The following is a 14,621-nucleotide window of genomic DNA, read 5'->3' on the forward strand; positions in this document are numbered from 1 at the left end:
CAGGCCCAGCCCCGCGCGTATGTGTAAGGATTAGACATGCAAAGGCGCTTCAATCCGCTGGAGGCCGACGCCCGCTGGCAGGCGGTGTGGGACGAAAAGCAGAGCTTTCGCGCGAACGATGCTTCGCCCAAGCCGCGATCCTATGTGCTGGAGATGTTTCCCTATCCATCGGGGCGCATCCATATCGGCCATGTGCGCAACTATTCGATGGGCGACGTGCTGGCGCGGTTCCGCCGCATGACCGGGCATGAAGTGCTGCACCCGATGGGCTGGGACGCCTTTGGCATGCCGGCCGAAAACGCCGCGATGGAAAAGAAGGTGCATCCGGGCGACTGGACCCGCTCCAACATCGCCAATATGCGCGCGCAGCTGAAAAAGCTGGGCTTCGCGATCGACTGGAGCCGCGAACTCGCGACGTGCGAACCGGATTATTATGGCCATGAACAGGCGCTGTTCCTGGACATGCTGGAGGCTGGCCTCGTCTATCGCAAGGAATCGTCGGTCAACTGGGACCCGGTCGACATGACCGTGCTGGCGAACGAGCAGGTGATCGACGGCAAGGGATGGCGGTCTGGCGCACCGGTCGAAAAGCGCAAGCTCAACCAGTGGTTTCTCAAGATCACCCAGTTCGCCGACGACCTGCTGGAGGGATTGAAGACTCTGGACCAGTGGCCCGACAAGGTGCGGACCATGCAGGAAAATTGGATCGGAAAGTCGGTCGGGCTGCAATTCCGGTTCGACTTCGCGCCTTTCCCGGAACGCGAAGCATTGGAAGGGCTGGACGCGGGCGCGGGAATTGCGGTCTATTCGACCCGGCCCGACACCATCTTCGGCGCCAGTTTCGTCGCGATCGCCGCCGATCATCCCGTGGCGCAGGCCATCGCCGCCAACAATGCGGACGCGCAGGCCTTTATCGACCAATGCAAAGCCGGCGGGACCACGGCAGCCGAACTGGAAACCGCCGAAAAGCTGGGCTTCGATACGGGCCTGTCGATGGTTCATCCGTTCGACCCGGATTGGCAGCTGCCCGTCTTCATCGCCAATTTCGTGCTGATGGACTATGGCACGGGCGCGGTGATGGGCGTGCCCGGCCATGACCAGCGCGACCTTGACTTCGCGCGCAAATATATGCTTCCCGTGGAGCGCGTGGTCGCCGCCGAGGGCGAGGCCGACAAGCCTATCCATGACGAGGCCTATACCGGGCCCGGCCGTCTGGTGAACTCCCGCTTCCTGGACGGCATGAGCGTGGAGGAGGCCAAGGCCGCCGTCATCGCCCGCGCCGAGAGCGAAGGCTGGGGCGAGGGCAAGACCGTGTTCCGCCTGCGCGACTGGGGCGTGTCGCGCCAGCGTTACTGGGGCACGCCCATTCCCGTGATCCATTGCGACGGCTGCGGCGTCGTGCCGGTTCCCAAGGATCAGCTTCCCGTGGTGCTGCCCGAAGATGTCAGCTTCGACATACCGGGCAATCCGCTCGACCGGCATCCGACCTGGAAGCATGTCGACTGCCCGGCCTGCGGCAAGCCCGCCCGGCGTGAAACCGACACGCTCGACACTTTCGCCGATTCCAGCTGGTATTTTATCCGCTTCGCCAGCCAGCCCAAGGACAAGCCGTTCGACCGCGCGACCGTGGAACAATGGCTGCCTGTCGGGCAATATATTGGCGGGGTCGAACATGCGATCCTGCATCTTCTTTACGCCCGCTTCTGGACCCGCGCGCTGCAGCATATGGGGCAGCTGGGCTTTGCCGAGCCGTTCACCGGCCTGTTCACGCAGGGCATGGTGACGCACGAAACCTACAAGGCGGGCGATGGCAGCTGGCTCTCACCCGGCGAGGTGAAGAAGTCCGGCGACGATTATACCCATATCGAAAGCGGCGCGCCGGTGACGGTCGGCCGCGTCGAGAAAATGTCCAAGTCCAAGAAGAATGTCGTCGATCCCGACGATATCATCGAACAATATGGCGCGGACGCGGTGCGGTGGTTCATGCTGTCCGACAGCCCGCCCGAGCGCGACTTGCCGTGGACCGAGGCGGGGATCGAGGGTAGCTGGCGGTTCGTCAACCGCGTGTGGCGGCTGTTCGGTGACGCCGATGCCGGGGCGCAGGGGCAGGACAAGGCGCTGGACCGCAAGCTGCACCAGACGATCGACGGGGTGGCCAGGGATATTGAGGCGCTGGGCTTCAACAAGGCCGTTGCCAAAATCTACGAACTGGTGAACGCCATCGAAAAGGCGAAGCCATCTGCCAGCCGCACCGCCGCCATTCGCACGCTGGCGCTGCTGGTCGCGCCGATGACGCCGCATCTGGCCGAAGAGGGCTGGGCCGAAATGGGCCAGGACATCGGCTGTTCCGGCCTGATCGCCGACGCCGCCTGGCCGGCGGTCGATCCTGCGCTGCTGGTCGATGATGAAGTCACCATCGCCTGCCAAGTCATGGGCAAGCTGCGCGACACCATCACCGTGGCCAAGGGGACGCCCAGGGACGAACTGGAAAGGCTGGCGCTTGCGGCGCCCAACGTCGCCCGCATCCTGGACGGCGCCAGCCCGAAGAAGGTGATCGTGGTGCCCGACCGGCTGGTCAATCTGGTCATCTGAAGCGAACTGCGTCGTTCCCGCTTTCGCGGAAACGACGGAGGGTTTAAGGCTCCAGATCATGAAGCGCATCCTCCCCCTCATCGCCCTTGCCACCCTTACCGCCTGCGGGCTGCGGCCCGTCTATGGCGGGGGCGGCACTGGCCCGGTCGCGCAGGCGCTGGGCAATGTCGAGGTTGCCCCGATCGAGGGCAAGGCGGGCTGGCTGGTGCGCAATGCGCTCAACGACCGGCTCGCCGCGATGCAGAGCGGCAGCGGCCCGCGCTACCGGCTGGTCGTGAAGCTGGACGACAATATTGCGGGCCTGGGTCTGCGCGCCGACGCCGCGATCACGCGCGAACGGCGGACGCTGCGGGCGCGCTATCAGCTGGTGGATGAAAGCACCGGCGCGCAGATATTGGACGATACCGCCGGGTCGGACGCGGGCATCGACGTCACCTCCAGCGAATATGCCACGATCGCCGCCGAAGATACTGCGCTGGAGCGGCTGTCGCAGACCGTCGCCGATCAGATCGTCACGCGCCTGGCCCTCTATTCGCGCAAGGCCGCCACGCCTTGAAGGCCAATCGCGGCCAGATGGAAAAGGCGCTGGACGCCCCGGGTCAGGGCGCGGCGGCGAATGTTCGTTTCTTTCTGCTCTACGGCCCCGATGAGGCGGGGAGTCAGGCGCTCGCCAAGCGGCTGGAGCGCGCCATGGGGCCTCAGGCCGAGCGGATCGACCTCGATGCGCCGACCTTGCGCGAGGACCCCGCGCGTCTGTCCGATGAGGCGGCGGCCTTCTCCATGTTCGGCGACAAGCGATGGATTCGCGTCAACGGCATCGGCGATGATTGCCTGCCCGCGCTCAACGCCCTGCTGGACGCCGAAGCGGCCGGCAACCCGGTGATTGCGGTCGCCGGCGCGCTCAAGCCGGCGTCGAAGCTGGTCAAAATGGCGCTCGATCATAAGGGCGTGCTGGCCTGCATCTCCTATCAGCCCGACGGGCGGGAGGCGGAGCAGATCGCCATCGGTATCGCGCGCGACGGCGGGCTGCGCCTGTCGTCCGACCTTGCCCGGCGCATCGTCGACCTGTCTGGCGGGGACCGGGCGCTGATGGCGGGCGAGATCGAAAAGCTGATCCTCTATCTCGATGCGGCGCCCGATCGGCCGGCCGAAGCCACGGCCGATGCGCTCGACGCGCTGTCGGGGGACAATCCTGAAACGGAGGTCGGCCCGCTGGTCAATGCCGTGCTGGGCGGCGATCTTCGCGCCATGCATCGCGAACTGACGGCATTGGCGCAGGCCGGCACCGCGATGGCGGCGGTGATCCGTCCGCTGCTGACCCGCGCGATGCTGCTGGCGACGATCCGCGACGCCTTCGACGCCAGCGGCCGACTGGAGGCGGCAGTCGATCAGGCGGGCCGGGCGGTGTTCTGGAAGGAAAAGGGACTGGTGACGCGGCAGGTCCGGTTGTGGGATGCATCCGGCATCGCGCGCGTCATCCAGCGCCTTCTGGCGGCCGAGCGCTCCAGTCGTGGGGGCAGGGGTCTGGGCGACCTGATGGTGCGGCACGAACTACTCGCCATCGCGCGGCAGGCCGCGCGGGAGCGGGCTTGATCCGTCCCGGGCCCATGGCCATATTGCCGCTATGGAAAAAATCCACCTCACCGATGCCGAATGGCGCCAGCGCCTGACCCCGGAGCAATTTCATGTGCTGCGCGAAGGCGGCACGGAGCGCGCCTTTACCGGCAAGCTCAACGCCAACAAGGTCGATGGCGTCTATTATTGCGCCGGATGCGGCGCGGAACTGTTCGATGGCGAGGAAAAATATGACAGCGGGTCGGGCTGGCCCAGCTTCACCGCGCCGGTCGATATCGATGCGGTCGAGGAAATTCGCGACACCAGCCATGGCATGATCCGCACCGAAGTCCGCTGCGCCAAATGCGACGGGCATCTGGGCCATGTCTTCCCCGACGGTCCTGGCGTCAATGGCCTGCGCTATTGCATGAACAGCGCCAGCCTGGACTTCAAGCCGCGCGAGGGCACGGAGCAGTAATCGTTCATCGCTGGTAAAGCGCGCATCGCCATGGAAAGGGCGAGGCGGTCCATTTCCTGTGCCAGACGCGTGTTTTGCGCTGGCCCGGACCAGGTTTAGCGCGTATCCGGGGCGGCACAGATGGCAGGATCAGGCAAGAGCAAGCGTGCGCCCGGTGGCGTCAGGACATGGCTGATGCGCGGGCTGAAGATCGGCTTGGCGGCCGCAGTCGCGGGCCTTCTGGCTGTGGTGATCGCCGTGGTGATCGCGCTTCAGTCGCTGCCCGACTATGAAAGCCTCAAATCCTCGCCCAATGGGCAGATGATCCGCGTCCATGCCGCCGATGGCAGCGTGATCGTCTCGCTTGGGCCCAGTTTCGGTCGCTGGATCAGCTATGATCAGATACCGCAGGTCATGGTCGACGCGATGGTATCGACGGAGGACAAGCGTTTCTACATGCATCCCGGCATCGACCCGGTCGGCATGGCGCGCGCGGCCTGGGTCGCCGTGGAACGGCGCGGGTCGGGTCGCCGCCTGCAGGGCGCATCGACCATTACCCAGCAGGTGACGCGCAACATCTTCCTCAACAACAGCTATAGTTTCGGTCGGAAAATCCGCGAAATGGTGCTGGCGCTCGCGATGGAGCGCAAATTTTCCAAGCGGCAGATACTCGAACTTTATCTTAACAAGGTCTATTTCGGCGGCGGGGCCTATGGCATCGATGCCGCCAGCCGCAAATTTTTCGGTCATCCGGCAACCACGATCGACTTGCCCGAAGCCGCGATCATCGCCGGCCTGGTCAAGGCGCCGTCCAGCTATTCCCCGACTGCCGACGCTGAAGCGGCAATCGGCCGTGCGGGCGTCGTGCTCGACCTGATGCAGGACAATGGCAAGATTTCCGCGTCGCAGCGCGCTGGCGTCGACTTGGACGACGTCAAGATGGCGCCCGAACCGCCGCAGAACAGTGTGCGCTATTTCACCGACTGGGCGCTGCCGCAGCTCGACCTGCTGATCGATGAACCCAATGAGCCGCTGGAAGTCTATACGACCATCGATCTTGGCATGCAGCGGGCCGCGACCGCTGCGGTGCAGGCCAACGCGCCCAAGGGCGCACAGGGCGCGATGGTCAGCCTGGATCGAGACGGCGCCGTGCGCGCGATGGTTGGCGGCCTTGATTATGTGTCGTCCAACTATAATCGCGCCGTCACCGCGACGCGCCAGCCCGGGTCGGCATGGAAGATTTTTGTCTATATGGCGGCGCTGGAGGCGGGCTATACGCCCGACACCGGCATCACCGACGAGCCGGTGACGATCAATGGCTGGAGCCCGCGCAACAGCAACGGCAAATTCGCCGGCGCGATCGATATTCGCACCGCCTTTGCCTATTCCATCAATACGGTCGCAGCGAAGCTGGGCGTGGAAGTGGGCTTTTCCACGGTCGCCGACATGGCCCGCCGCTTTGGCATATCGACGCCAATCAACACCCATCCGTCCATGGTGCTGGGCACGTCCGACGTCCGCCTGATCGACATGACGCGCGCCTTCGCCTCGATCGCGCGCAAGGGGATCGCGGTGACGCCCTATGGCATTACCAAGGTCACGACAGCGGACGGACGATTGCTCTACGAGCATGAGGATGACACCAGCCGCGTGCTGGTCGCGCCCTGGGTGGCGGCCGGCATGACCGACCTCATGCAGACCGCCGTCAGCACCGGGACCGGGCGCGCCGCGCAGATCGGCCGTCCGGTCGCGGGCAAGACCGGCACGACCAGCAGCAACAAGGATGGCTGGTTCCTGGGCTTTTCCAGCGGCATCACCACCGGCGTCTGGATGGGCCGCGATGATGCGCGCGCGGTTGGCGGATTGCAGGGCGGCCGCGCCCCGGCGCGCGCTTTCGCCGACTATATGAAGGTCGCCGTCGCCAAGCGGCCGGTCGAAAAATTCGACACCGAAGTCACCCTGCCCGAATGGCAGCTCGAACCGGACGAGGAGGCCTATTATGAAGGCCCCGACAATGGCACCTATGGCGGCGGCATGATGGTCGATGAAAATGGCTATCCCATCGAGCCGCAGGCCCCCGCATCATCGCAGGGCTATGAGGACGAGCCGGATATGGAAGTCGACCCGCAGGAGCGCCCGCAGCCGCCGCGCCTCGACCAGCAGTGGATCGACAATGTGCTGGGCCGCGACCGACCGCGCCAGCCGGCTCAACAGCCGCCGTCCGGCCGGCCGCCATCGCAGCAGCCCTGAAACGCGGCTTATCCGTCCGCCGGCTGGTTCGCCGCCAGCCGCGTGGGGATGACGGCGCTGGCGTCGGGCAGCAGGAAGTCCACCTTGCCCCGCGCGAAGTCGATCGCCACGCGGTCGAACACGCGCAGCGCACTGATCCCCAGCAGTAAGGCAGGCTTGTCCTGCATGCCCAGTTCCACAAAGGGGCTGGCGTCAGCGAAGATCACCGGCACTTCGGTCAGGTTGACGCGCCCCAGCGCCACCGATCCGATGCGGCCGACTTCCCCGATCAGCGTGCCGCCCGTGACGCTGGTGAGCGTCGCGGTCAGCAGGTCAGGCGCACGCTTCTTGCGCAGCAGCTTGTCGCGCAGCGCCAGATTGCCGATGCTGTAATGGCTGCCGGTATCGAGCATGATGTTGACCCGCATGCCGTTGACCCGCGAATCCAGCAGGATCAGCTGCCCGCGCTTGCGCCGCGCCTCCACCACGATGGTGTCGGGATCGGTCGGGAATGTACGCCGCCGGCCGCTGTCGGCAATGTCCATTTGCCCGGTGCGAAAATTCAGGATTACCCGCTTGTCGTGCAAACTATCGAGGCCCAGCAGGCCGGAAGCGCCCAGATGCTCCCCTTCCAGCACGGGCGCTTCGATATCGTCGATCATGCCTGCGCCGAAACTGAGATGCGGAACGGCGACGGTTGCGACCTCGGACCGCCCGGTCATGCTGAGGATCGTGACATCGCCGCGGGGCGGCAGCGCCAGTTGCTGCGCCAAGCCGCGCGCGATCACGGTGCGCTGCGATCCGGTATCGATGACGAAGGGCCATGGCCCCTTGCCGTCGATCGAGATGGGGATGGTGACGCGATCGTCCAGCGTGCTGGCGGTCCGAACCAAGGCCGGCGGCACTTGTGGATCGAGCAGCGGCGGTTGCGCGGGCAGGGGCACGCCGCCGAACGCCAGCGCCATTGCCAGCAGGGCAGGGAGCCGTCCCATATCCTCATCCTTTCTCTGTCTTATACCGCCCCTATAGCATGATGGGCAGTTGTCCCGCCACTGGCACCACTGGCCCTGTTCGTTACGGATAGCCCGTATTTTGCCGGTCGAAGCCGTCTGTCCCAGCTTGACGGGGGGGCGTGCGGCCCGCTACACGCGAAACATCCTGTCCGCGCCCTTCCGGAGCGCGGAGTCCCGGCGGTCCTCGCCGGCTAAATCCTTCCTTTCCGGCCATTTCCTTCTTCACCTCATCGGACCGACTCGCCCATGCATCTTAAGGACCTCAAGAAAACCGTCCCCGCCGACCTCGTCACCATGGCGGAGGAACTGGGCGTGGAGGGCGCATCGACCTTGCGCAAACAGGATCTGATGTTCGCGATCCTCAAGGCCGAGGCGGAAAATGGCGAGCAGATCATGGGCGAAGGCACGATTGAGGTGTTGCCCGACGGATTCGGCTTCCTGCGCAGCCCGGAAGCCAATTTCCTCGCTGGCCCCGACGACATCTACGTCTCGCCCAATCAGGTTCGCAAATTCGGCCTGCGGACCGGCGACACGGTGGAAGGCGAAATCCGCGCGCCCAAGGATGGCGAGCGGTATTTTGCGCTGACCAAGCTTACCACCGTCAATTTCGACGATCCCGATGTCGTGCGCCATCGCGTCAATTTCGACAATCTGACGCCGCTCTATCCCGACGAGAAGCTGCGCCTCGATACGCTCGATCCGACGGTCAAGGACAAGTCGGCCCGCGTCATCGACATTGTCAGCCCCCAGGGCAAAGGCCAGCGCACGCTGATCGTCGCGCCGCCGCGCGTCGGCAAGACGGTGATGCTCCAGAATATCGCCAAGGCGATCACCGACAATCACCCCGAAGTCTTCCTGATCGTGCTGCTGATCGACGAGCGGCCAGAAGAAGTCACCGACATGCAGCGCAGCGTGAAGGGTGAGGTCGTGTCGTCCACCTTCGACGAGCCTGCCACCCGCCACGTTCAGGTCGCCGAGATGGTGATTGAAAAGGCCAAGCGCCTGGTCGAGCATAAGAAGGATGTGGTCATCCTGCTTGACTCCATCACCCGCCTTGGTCGCGCCTACAACACGGTGGTCCCGTCCTCGGGCAAGGTGCTGACCGGCGGTGTCGACGCAAATGCGCTTCAGCGGCCCAAGCGTTTCTTCGGCGCAGCGCGCAATATTGAGGAGGGCGGGTCGCTTTCGATCATCGCGACCGCGCTGATCGACACCGGCAGCCGCATGGACGAAGTCATTTTCGAAGAGTTCAAGGGCACGGGCAACTCGGAAATCGTGCTGGACCGCAAGGTTGCGGACAAGCGCATCTTCCCGGCGCTCGACGTTGGCAAGTCCGGCACCCGCAAGGAAGAGTTGCTGGTCGACAAGCCGACGCTCAGCAAGATGTGGGTGCTGCGCCGCATCCTCATGCAGATGGGCACGATCGACGCTATGGAATTCCTGCTCGACAAGATGAAGGACAGCAAGACCAACGAGGATTTCTTCGCAACGATGAACCAGTAACCCCACGGGGGGTTCATCCTGCACGAACATGGGGCGCTTCGGGCGCCCCATATTGTATCGGGGCGCCGGATCATGCGATGGTCCGGCGTTCTTCCTATCGACGACAGGGACGCAAGGGCCGCCATGATCGACCTATTCGCCACCGCCGCCTCGGCCGCTCAGGGGATCGGCTCACCCGCCGAAATCTGGCAGCATATCATCAATGATTTCAGCAATATAACATCACCATCCGCCTTGTCGGCCTTCGTTCAGGTGCTGATGATCGACGTACTGCTGGCTGGCGACAATGCGATCGTCGTGGGCGCGCTTGCCGCTGGCCTGCCTGCTGCCCAGCGCAAGAAGGTGATCCTGATCGGCATTCTGGCCGCTCTGGTGCTGCGCATCGCCTTTGCGCTCGTGGTCAGCCAGCTGATGCAGATTGTCGGTCTCATTCTCGCGGGCGGCCTGCTGCTGCTGTGGGTCAGCTGGAGAATGTGGCGCGAGCTACACCCGGCGCGCGGTGCTGATACGCCCGACGATCCCAGCGATGACGACGTGTCCGGTCTGCGCCCCGCCAAGAGCTTCGCCGCCGCTGCCTGGGCCGTCGCCGTGGCCGACGTGTCGATGAGCCTCGACAATGTCCTGGCGGTCGCAGGCGCGGCGCGCGACCATCCCGGCATTCTGATGATCGGCCTTGTTCTGTCGGTCGCCCTGATGGGGATCGCCGCCAATGTCATCGCCCATTATATCGAGCGGTTTCGCTGGATTGCCTATCTGGGCCTGGCGGTCATCATCTATGTCGCGGTGAAAATGATCTATGAAGGCATTATCGACCAGCAAGTGGGTCTACTGACCCTGTTCTGATCGGTCCTTTATAACAGAGGGAGACGCATATCCTGCGGGATGTGCGTCTTTTTTGTTCCTGCTTCTTGATCCGGTCATCGTGGCTCGGCTACCGCCACGCTATCGGCATGCGCCGACGGGATCGGCTGGCTGAGGACGGATGGGTGGCGGAATTTTCGGAAATTTATGAGGCGATGCGCGCCACACCCATGAATGACTGGGTGGGCGGGTCGGATCCCGAACAGGTCGGGGATGCCTGTGTCGCCCTGCTGCGCAGTCTGGTTCAATTGAACGGGGAATCCCGCGTCCTTGATTTTGGCTGCGGCATCGGGCGCGGCCTGGTGTCGCTTCATAAGTCCGGCATTCGGCCGCGCCAACTGGTCGGCATGGACATCATGCCCCCCGTCATCGACTTTTGCGAGCAGCATATCGCGCCGCGCCTTGCGAACACCCAGTTCGAACTGATCGAGGGCGCCAACGATCATTATGACCGCTTCATTGAGCAGCGTGACCGGCAAAGCCATGCGGCCTTGTCAGCAAAATATTGCGATCACTTCACAGACGGCTACGCTTTTTCAGTATTCACCCACGTCACGCGCGATGATTTCCAAAAACTGCTGACCTTTGTAGCCTCGATGATGAAGCCGGGTGGCCGCTTCCTGCTCACCTGTTTTGAATTAAATGCCTATTCGCGCCACATGGTAATGGCGGGCCAGTCAATGTTTCCGCTGGATCGTCAGCGCATGGCGGACGCGGGGGATATATTCATCGCCAATCCCGATGATCCGCTGGCCTTCATAGCCTTCGACGCCGGGCTGATCCGCGACATGGTATGGCGCGCCGGCATGGCGGTGACGAAGGTCAAATATGGGTGCTGGATGGGCGGCGGCATTGGGGATGGCCTGCAGGATCTGATAGTCTGCACAAAACTTCCCACGATCAAGGACGCACAAGACGTTCCTATGACCGCTCTTGTGGCGCGCGACCCGGTCGCCAAGTCACAGTCGTTCCCGGCCCGCGCCCGAAAATTGTTGCGGCGCCTGACGTCCTGATTGGCCTCAGCGTCAGGGTATCAGCACGGTGGCACCGGTGGTGTCCCGCGCTTCCAACGTGCGATGCGCTTGTGCGGCGTCAGTGAGGGCAAAGCGCTGGCCGATTTCGGCCTTGATGATCCCCTGCGCCATACGCTCAAACAGTCTTTGCGCGGTATGCGCCAGGGATTCTGGTGTCGCCACATAGTCGAACAATGTGGGACGCGTCACATAGAGCGATCCGCCACGGCTGAGGTCAAGCAGGTTGATGGGCGGCACCGCGCCCGAGGCATTGCCATAGCTGACCATCATGCCGCGCCGCTTGAGGCTGGCAATGGACGCGCTCCAGCTCGCCTTGCCAACGCCATCATACACGATATCGACGCCCTGTCCGCCCGTGATCGTGCGTACATGCTCGGCGAGCGCCTCCATCGGATCATGCAGGCTATGGTCGGCATCGACCTTCGCGGCCTTCTGGGCCGATCCGCTATGGGCGATGACGATAATACCCTTGTGCCGCAGCCAAGGGACCAAAATGGACCCCACGCCACCAGCCGCTGCGTGGACCAGCGCCACCTGACCGACTTGCAGCGGCAATATGTCTTCCGCCAGATAGCAGGCTGTCATTCCCTTGAGCATCATCGCCGCCGCATCTTCACTGTCGATGCTGTCAGGCAGAGCCACCAATTGCTCTTGCGGCACAACCCAGTGGCTCGTGTAGCTACCCTTGCCAGTGCCGCTCGCGACCCGATCGCCAACGGCAAAGCTCGTCACGTCCGCACCAACGGCCACCACGCGGCCAGCGCCCTCATTCCCCAACGTCAGGGGTAAATCGCCAGGATAAAGGCCCGTGCGGAAATAGGTGTCGATATAATTCAGCCCGATGGCTTCGGTCGCCACCACCACTTCACCAGCGGCAGGGGTGGGAATATCCATATCCTGCCGCTCGATCACCTCCGGCCCGCCATGCTGGCGGACGACCATGCGATAGGCCTGGGTCAAGCCAGATGCTCCGCAAAGAAGTCGGCGGTGCGCCCGTCCGCCAGAACGGCAGCGTCCTCATCGCGGCGCTGGCCCATCTCCGTGGCGAAGCCATGGTCCAATCCGTCATAATCATAGAGGGTGACATGCGCATTGCCTTCCAGCCCCGCGTGCATCGACTTTTGCGCGTCGGGAGACACGAAATGATCCGCCGTCGGGATATGAAGCATGGTCGGTTTGCCGATCGCATGCTGTTCGCCCAGCAATCCGTCGATGCCCACGCCATAATAGCCGACAAAGGCATCCCCGTCAGTACGGCACGCCGCCATGAAGGCCAGCCGACCACCCAGGCAATAGCCGACCAGCCCAACCTTGCCGCCACCGACAGCCGCGCGCGCGGCCTTGATGGTGGCTTCAAGGTCGCGAATACCCTGATCCTGATTGAACTTCGGCATCAATGCCAAAGCCTGATCCATCTCGTCGGGCACATCCGGATCAAGTTCGATATGCGGCTCGATGCGCCAGAACAGGTCGGGCGCATAGGCGACGTAGCCCGCTTTCGCCCAGCCGTCGCATTTGCGCCGGATGCCTTCATTCACGCCAAAAATTTCCTGAATGACAATGATCGCCGCGCTGGCGTCCCCGTCGGGCTTTGCCACATAAGCATCAAACTGCGCATCGCCTTCCAGCGTATCAATAGGATTGAACGCACCCATATTCATGATCCTTTTCGCAGCAAATCCTGCCCGCATATTGGCCCTGCCGCAAACTGACACAAGCATGGAGGACACTTAATAATTAGCCTTTATGCGCTATCTGTCGCATGACAGGTCAGAGGCTCATCATCCGCCGGAAAGGGCAGGGACATGAAAGTTACCGTCGACGTGGACTGCACGCCGGCCGAGGCGCGCGCGTTCTTGGGCTTGCCCGACGTCAGTCCGATCCATGACAAATATATTCGCACGATGCTGGACAGTTTTGACGGTATCGGCAGCGCCGAGCAGATGGAAACCTTGTTCAAGAGCTTCTCGCCCATGGGGGATGCTGGCATGCGGCTATTCCAGCAAATGATGAATGTCGGCTTGGCCGGCATGGGGGGCGGTAAGGACGACGCGAAATAGTTGTGACCGGCCCGTTGCAGGATACGATCTTCGCCCTTTCCAGTGGACCGCCGCCTGCGGGCATAGCGGTGCTTCGCATCAGCGGGGCGCAGGCCGGCGGCGCAATCCGCACGCTGGCGAACCGATTGCCACCTCCCCGAATGGCGAGCCTGGCTCTCTTGCGTGATCCCGCGGACGGCGCGGCCCTCGACCGGGCGCTCATCCTGTGGCTGCCTGGTCCGGGAACGGTGACGGGCGAAGATATGGCCGAAATCCATTGCCATGGGGGCAGGGCCGTCATTGCCGCGATCGAGGCGGTTCTGGATGCCATGCCCGGCCTTCGCCGCGCCGACGCCGGCGAATTTACGCGTCGGGCCTTTGAGCATGGGCGCATGGACCTGAACGCGGTGGAAGGGCTGTCGGACCTTCTGGCCGCTGAAACGCAGAACCAGCGCCGCGCCGCCCTGTCCATGGCGGAGGGGCATTTCTCCAGACGGATCGACGCGTGGCGTGAAAGGCTGCTCGCCCTGTCCGCCATGGCTGAAGCGGCTCTGGATTTTTCGGACGAAGATGACGTGCCCGATGCGGGCATAGAGAATGAGATTGGCACACGATTGGCGGGGTTGGCGACAGACATAGAATCGGTGCTCGACGCGCCGTCCGCGGAACGCCTGCGCGATGGCATCCGCGTCATTTTGGCCGGGCCGCCCAATGCGGGCAAATCGACCCTTCTCAACGCACTGGTTGGGCGGGATGCGGCGATCGTGTCCGCCATCGCAGGAACGACCCGGGACCGGATCGAAGTGCCCGCTGCCATCGATGGCAGCGCCTATGTGTTCACCGATACGGCGGGACTGCGTGACGATGCTGGCGATGAGATTGAGGCTGTGGGTATCGATCGGGCACGCGCGGCAATGGAGGCGGCGGACATCATTTTATGGCTGGGTGAGGCGGACGCGATGCCGCGCACTGACGCCATCCTGGTGGCTGCGCAAAGTGACCGGCTTGGTCGGGACCGACCTGGCTTACCAGTGTCTGCACACACGGGGGAGGGCATGTCTGCGCTCTTGGCGGAATTATTGGAACGGGCGTCGGCGCTGTTGCCGCGCGAAGGCGACTACGCCCTGCATCGGCGTCAACGGATACTTGTCGCGCAACTGTCCGATCACATCGAGGTCGCGAGGGAGCAGCGTGATTTGCTGATCATCGCCGAGGAACTGCGCCTCGCACGATCAAGGCTGGACGAACTGACAGGCCAAGCAAGCACGGAAGATATGCTCGATCACCTGTTTTCCGGTTTCTGCATCGGCAAATAAGCATTGTTCCACGTGGAACGCTT

13 protein-coding genes are annotated in these 14,621 nt (G+C 63.5%); 10 read left to right on the forward strand and 3 right to left on the reverse strand.

Annotated features, from left to right (window positions below):
• Positions 1-36 precede the first annotated feature (36 nt).
• From leuS to SAB01S_RS07625, 5 genes are all read left to right on the forward strand, one after another.
• Positions 37-2,592: a leucine--tRNA ligase gene (gene leuS, locus SAB01S_RS07605; protein WP_062732467.1), complete on the forward strand. Its 2,556-nt coding sequence runs from the start codon at positions 37-39 to the stop codon at positions 2,590-2,592.
• A 58-nt stretch (positions 2,593-2,650) separates the two neighbouring features.
• Positions 2,651-3,148 (forward strand): LPS assembly lipoprotein LptE, encoded by a 498-nt coding sequence (gene lptE / locus SAB01S_RS07610; RefSeq protein WP_021226690.1) that lies wholly within the window; start codon positions 2,651-2,653, stop codon positions 3,146-3,148.
• The gene (gene holA / locus SAB01S_RS07615) at positions 3,145-4,185 is read left to right on the forward strand and encodes a DNA polymerase III subunit delta (RefSeq protein ID WP_062732468.1); all 1,041 of its coding nucleotides are present in this window, start codon (positions 3,145-3,147) and stop codon (positions 4,183-4,185) included. The genes lptE and holA overlap by 4 nt, the downstream gene beginning before the upstream one ends.
• A 31-nt stretch (positions 4,186-4,216) precedes the next feature.
• The gene (gene msrB, locus SAB01S_RS07620) at positions 4,217-4,624 is read left to right on the forward strand and encodes a peptide-methionine (R)-S-oxide reductase MsrB (RefSeq protein ID WP_062732469.1); all 408 of its coding nucleotides are present in this window, start codon (positions 4,217-4,219) and stop codon (positions 4,622-4,624) included.
• 120 nt (positions 4,625-4,744) lie between these two features.
• The gene (locus tag SAB01S_RS07625) at positions 4,745-6,853 is read left to right on the forward strand and encodes a transglycosylase domain-containing protein (RefSeq protein ID WP_062732470.1); all 2,109 of its coding nucleotides are present in this window, start codon (positions 4,745-4,747) and stop codon (positions 6,851-6,853) included.
• Between the two features lie 8 nt (positions 6,854-6,861).
• Here SAB01S_RS07625 and SAB01S_RS07630 read toward each other — a convergent pair whose 3' ends face one another.
• Positions 6,862-7,824: a retroviral-like aspartic protease family protein gene (locus tag SAB01S_RS07630; RefSeq protein WP_062732471.1), complete on the reverse strand. Its 963-nt coding sequence runs from the start codon at positions 7,822-7,824 to the stop codon at positions 6,862-6,864.
• 267 nt (positions 7,825-8,091) lie between these two features.
• On the opposite strand from SAB01S_RS07630, the gene rho reads away from it, so the two are divergent.
• The 3 genes from rho to SAB01S_RS07645 all read left to right on the forward strand — a co-directional run bounded on the left by rho (position 8,092) and on the right by SAB01S_RS07645 (position 11,222).
• Positions 8,092-9,348, forward strand: a complete 1,257-nt coding sequence (gene rho, locus SAB01S_RS07635) for a transcription termination factor Rho (RefSeq protein ID WP_009823287.1) — start codon at positions 8,092-8,094, stop codon at positions 9,346-9,348.
• Between the two features lie 123 nt (positions 9,349-9,471).
• Complete coding sequence (locus SAB01S_RS07640) at positions 9,472-10,191, forward strand: YjbE family putative metal transport protein (protein ID WP_062732472.1); 720 nt, start codon at positions 9,472-9,474, stop codon at positions 10,189-10,191.
• A 188-nt stretch (positions 10,192-10,379) separates the two neighbouring features.
• Complete coding sequence (locus SAB01S_RS07645; protein WP_245646429.1) at positions 10,380-11,222, forward strand: class I SAM-dependent methyltransferase; 843 nt, start codon at positions 10,380-10,382, stop codon at positions 11,220-11,222.
• Positions 11,223-11,234: 12 nt separating this feature from the next.
• Here SAB01S_RS07645 and SAB01S_RS07650 read toward each other — a convergent pair whose 3' ends face one another.
• Both SAB01S_RS07650 and SAB01S_RS07655 read right to left on the reverse strand, forming a co-directional pair.
• Positions 11,235-12,185, reverse strand: a complete 951-nt coding sequence (locus tag SAB01S_RS07650; protein ID WP_062732644.1) for a quinone oxidoreductase family protein — start codon at positions 12,183-12,185, stop codon at positions 11,235-11,237.
• A 14-nt stretch (positions 12,186-12,199) separates the two neighbouring features.
• Positions 12,200-12,898 carry a dienelactone hydrolase family protein gene (locus SAB01S_RS07655; RefSeq protein WP_062732643.1) on the reverse strand — a complete coding sequence of 233 codons (699 nt, stop codon included), beginning with the start codon at positions 12,896-12,898 and terminating at the stop codon, positions 12,200-12,202.
• Positions 12,899-13,048: 150 nt separating this feature from the next.
• Between SAB01S_RS07655 and SAB01S_RS07660 the strand changes: the two genes are divergently transcribed.
• Both SAB01S_RS07660 and mnmE read left to right on the forward strand, forming a co-directional pair.
• A complete protein-coding gene (locus SAB01S_RS07660) occupies positions 13,049-13,303 on the forward strand; it encodes a DUF6489 family protein (RefSeq protein WP_062732474.1) in 255 nt (84 codons plus the stop codon).
• A 14-nt stretch (positions 13,304-13,317) separates the two neighbouring features.
• A complete protein-coding gene (gene mnmE / locus SAB01S_RS07665; protein ID WP_062732645.1) occupies positions 13,318-14,598 on the forward strand; it encodes a tRNA uridine-5-carboxymethylaminomethyl(34) synthesis GTPase MnmE in 1,281 nt (426 codons plus the stop codon).
• Positions 14,599-14,621: the final 23 nt, after the last annotated feature.

The organism is Sphingobium abikonense NBRC 16140 (genome assembly GCF_001598335.1).
Taxonomy (GTDB): domain Bacteria; phylum Pseudomonadota; class Alphaproteobacteria; order Sphingomonadales; family Sphingomonadaceae; genus Sphingobium; species Sphingobium abikonense.

Bases quoted from the DNA above. Each gene is read 5' to 3' on its own strand.
- leuS (WP_062732467.1), top strand. From the start codon at position 37: ATGCAAAGGCGCTTCAATCCGCTGGAGGCCGACGCCCGCTGGCAGGCG.
- lptE (WP_021226690.1), top strand. From the start codon at position 2,651: ATGAAGCGCATCCTCCCCCTCATCGCCCTTGCCACCCTTACCGCCTGC.
- msrB (WP_062732469.1), top strand. From the start codon at position 4,217: ATGGAAAAAATCCACCTCACCGATGCCGAATGGCGCCAGCGCCTGACC.
- SAB01S_RS07625 (WP_062732470.1), top strand. From the start codon at position 4,745: ATGGCAGGATCAGGCAAGAGCAAGCGTGCGCCCGGTGGCGTCAGGACA.
- SAB01S_RS07630 (WP_062732471.1), bottom strand. From the start codon at position 7,824: ATGGGACGGCTCCCTGCCCTGCTGGCAATGGCGCTGGCGTTCGGCGGC.
- rho (WP_009823287.1), top strand. From the start codon at position 8,092: ATGCATCTTAAGGACCTCAAGAAAACCGTCCCCGCCGACCTCGTCACC.
- SAB01S_RS07640 (WP_062732472.1), top strand. From the start codon at position 9,472: ATGATCGACCTATTCGCCACCGCCGCCTCGGCCGCTCAGGGGATCGGC.
- SAB01S_RS07645 (WP_245646429.1), top strand. From the start codon at position 10,380: ATGAATGACTGGGTGGGCGGGTCGGATCCCGAACAGGTCGGGGATGCC.
- SAB01S_RS07650 (WP_062732644.1), bottom strand. From the start codon at position 12,185: ATGGTCGTCCGCCAGCATGGCGGGCCGGAGGTGATCGAGCGGCAGGAT.
- SAB01S_RS07655 (WP_062732643.1), bottom strand. From the start codon at position 12,898: ATGGGTGCGTTCAATCCTATTGATACGCTGGAAGGCGATGCGCAGTTT.
- SAB01S_RS07660 (WP_062732474.1), top strand. From the start codon at position 13,049: ATGAAAGTTACCGTCGACGTGGACTGCACGCCGGCCGAGGCGCGCGCG.